Raw genomic sequence first — 2279 nt, forward strand, 5'->3', positions numbered from 1 at the left:
CGTAGCGGAACCCTGTTTGTGTTTACCAACCGCCGTCAAACCATGCTTAGAGCATTATGTTATGACGGCTCTGGCTTCTGGTTAATCAATAAACGCCTGAGCAAAGGCCGCTTTCAAGATTGGCCCCATCATCACCAAGATGGGGTGACCCCTGTCGCCGCGAAGCAGCTTAAAGCTCTGTTGGTGGGGCTGCCTGGCTGGCAAAAAGTATGACCGTACGCACACTATTCCCCTTTAAGTTATCGATCCTCACGATCATGTTGACCGATCCCACAATGCTGGAATAATTGAGCGCATCAGCACTGCAAGCCAGCCGACAGGAACTTAAATGGCGCAAGACTTTACCGATATTGACAGCGAAGAGCTGGACAGGCTTATCCAGCGAGTGCACGAGGCAAAGGAGCACGACTTAGCACTGAGTGCGGAAGATTGCCACATCTTGTTGAAGGCATTAAAGACGCTGGCTGCCTTGCAAGAGCGTCTGTCTGACAACGATATCACCCTGCATAAATTGCGTAAGTTGGTTGGCATGGTCAAGTCATCTGAAACGATGGACACTCTACTCGGCCAGAAAAATAAGAAAAACAAAAACCGCGGTCAAAAACGTCCTAAGCCTAAAAAAGAAGTGGCCCCCAATTTTCGGACATGACTTTAAGTGGTCGATCTGTTTTGATAGTACCCAACAATACAGGGACAGATTATGACTAGAAAACGTAGAAACCACTCTCCTGAGTTTAAAGCTAAGGTGGCTCTCGATGCCGCTAAAGGCGATAAAACCGTCGCTGAGCTAGCTCAGAAATATAACCTGCACGCTAACCAGATCTCAACATGGAAAAAGGAGCTGCTTGAAAACGCAGCCATGATTTTTGCCACCGAAAATCACTCAGGAAAAGAGAGTTCCGAAGAAGTGGACAAACTTCACGCCAAGATCGGTCAATTGACCATGGAAAATGATTTTTTGGCCAAAGTGCTCGGTCGTTAGACCGAGCCCAGCGAAAGAGTTCGCTGGTTAAATCCACCCCATTGCCGATAAAGCGCCAATGTGAGCTGCTCAATATTGCTCGCTCTACCGCTTACTATCAACCCATCGGACTCTCTGCTGAGGAGATCACGTTACGACGAATGATTGACGAAATTCATCTGCAGTATCCGTTTATGGGCAGTCGGCGCATTCGAACTGAGCTGGCTAAAAATGGCCATAGCGTTAATCGTAAGCGTGTTGTTCGACTCATGCGCGATATGGGGATTGGGGCGATTTACCCCAAGCCCAAAACGACGCTGGCGAACAAAGCACACAAGGTGTATCCCTACCTGTTGCGTGATATCGAAGTCACTTACCCAAACCAAGCTTGGGCGATTGATATCACATATATCCCAATGGCGAAGGGGTTCCTGTACCTCGTTGCGATTATCGACTGGTATAGCCGCAAAGTGCTGGCTTGGCGACTATCCAACACCATGGACACGAGTTTTTGTATCGAAGCGCTTGAGGAAGCGCTGAAGCATTATGGGCCACCTGATATCTTTAACTCAGATCAAGGCAGCCAGTTTACCAGCACAGAGTTCACACAGAAGTTAATTGAGCATAACGTACGTATAAGCATGGATGGGAAAGGCCGCTGGGTTGACAATGTTTTCATTGAGCGATTATGGCGAAGCCTGAAATATGAGGAGGTTTACTTAAAGGCTTATACCACGCCCCGTGAAGCCGAGCTTGAAATCGGCAACTACATGGTGTTTTATAATGAAGAGCGTAACCATCAAGGACTCAATAACCTCACTCCTGATGAGGCCTACTTCGGTAGGCAAAGATACGCAGCATGAGCTGGGTCAACCACTTAAGAAATGAGCTTATGTGTCCAACCGTTGGGGTCCACTTCTAAATACCCAACCCAGCACACCACCAGTGAAACCGAAAGTCACTCAGCATAAACTGGACGATCTAAAGAAAGGCGATAGTTGCCCCGAGTGTCAAAAAGGCAAGTTATATAAATACGAGCCCGCTACGCTGTTGCGGATCACTGGGCAAAGTCCGTTCGTCCCAGAGCAACACGTTATGGGGCGGCTACGTTGTAATGCCTGTGGTCAGTACTTCACTGCCAAGTTACCTAATGACGTGATAAATGATGGAGAGCCAAGCCAGAAGTATGGTTACAGTGCCCGCAGCCTGATGGCTCTTCACAAGTTTTTTGCAGGTGCACCCTACTATCGTCAGGAGAGTACGCAAGCGCTGATGGGGATTAAACTGACCGCCTCAACCATCTTTGACCAAGTCGAGT

The 2279-nt window shown here is 48.3% G+C and carries 3 protein-coding genes and 1 pseudogene; all 4 read left to right on the forward strand.

Features of this window, described 5'->3' with window-relative positions:
• The coding region (gene tnpB, locus FKQ60_RS17130; RefSeq protein ID WP_170906814.1) for an IS66 family insertion sequence element accessory protein TnpB at nt 1-213 on the forward strand (213 nt) is incomplete at its 5' end.
• 115 nt (nt 214-328) lie between these two features.
• Complete coding sequence (locus tag FKQ60_RS17135; RefSeq protein WP_004393959.1) at nt 329-649, forward strand: hypothetical protein; 321 nt, start codon at nt 329-331, stop codon at nt 647-649.
• A 51-nt stretch (nt 650-700) separates the two neighbouring features.
• Nucleotides 701-1824, forward strand: a protein-coding gene (locus FKQ60_RS17140) for an IS3-like element ISVpa4 family transposase (protein ID WP_114139936.1) whose coding sequence is annotated in 2 segments (ribosomal slippage) — nt 701-953 and nt 953-1824 — 1125 coding nt in all. Because the reading frame shifts where the segments join, the coding sequence is not laid out codon by codon here.
• A 31-nt stretch (nt 1825-1855) separates the two neighbouring features.
• A pseudogene (locus FKQ60_RS17145) lies at nt 1856-2279 on the forward strand (hypothetical protein); the annotation flags it as partial.

The sequence above is a fragment of the Vibrio sp. A11 genome (assembly GCF_013048705.1).
Taxonomy (GTDB): Bacteria; Pseudomonadota; Gammaproteobacteria; order Enterobacterales; family Vibrionaceae; genus Vibrio; species Vibrio metschnikovii.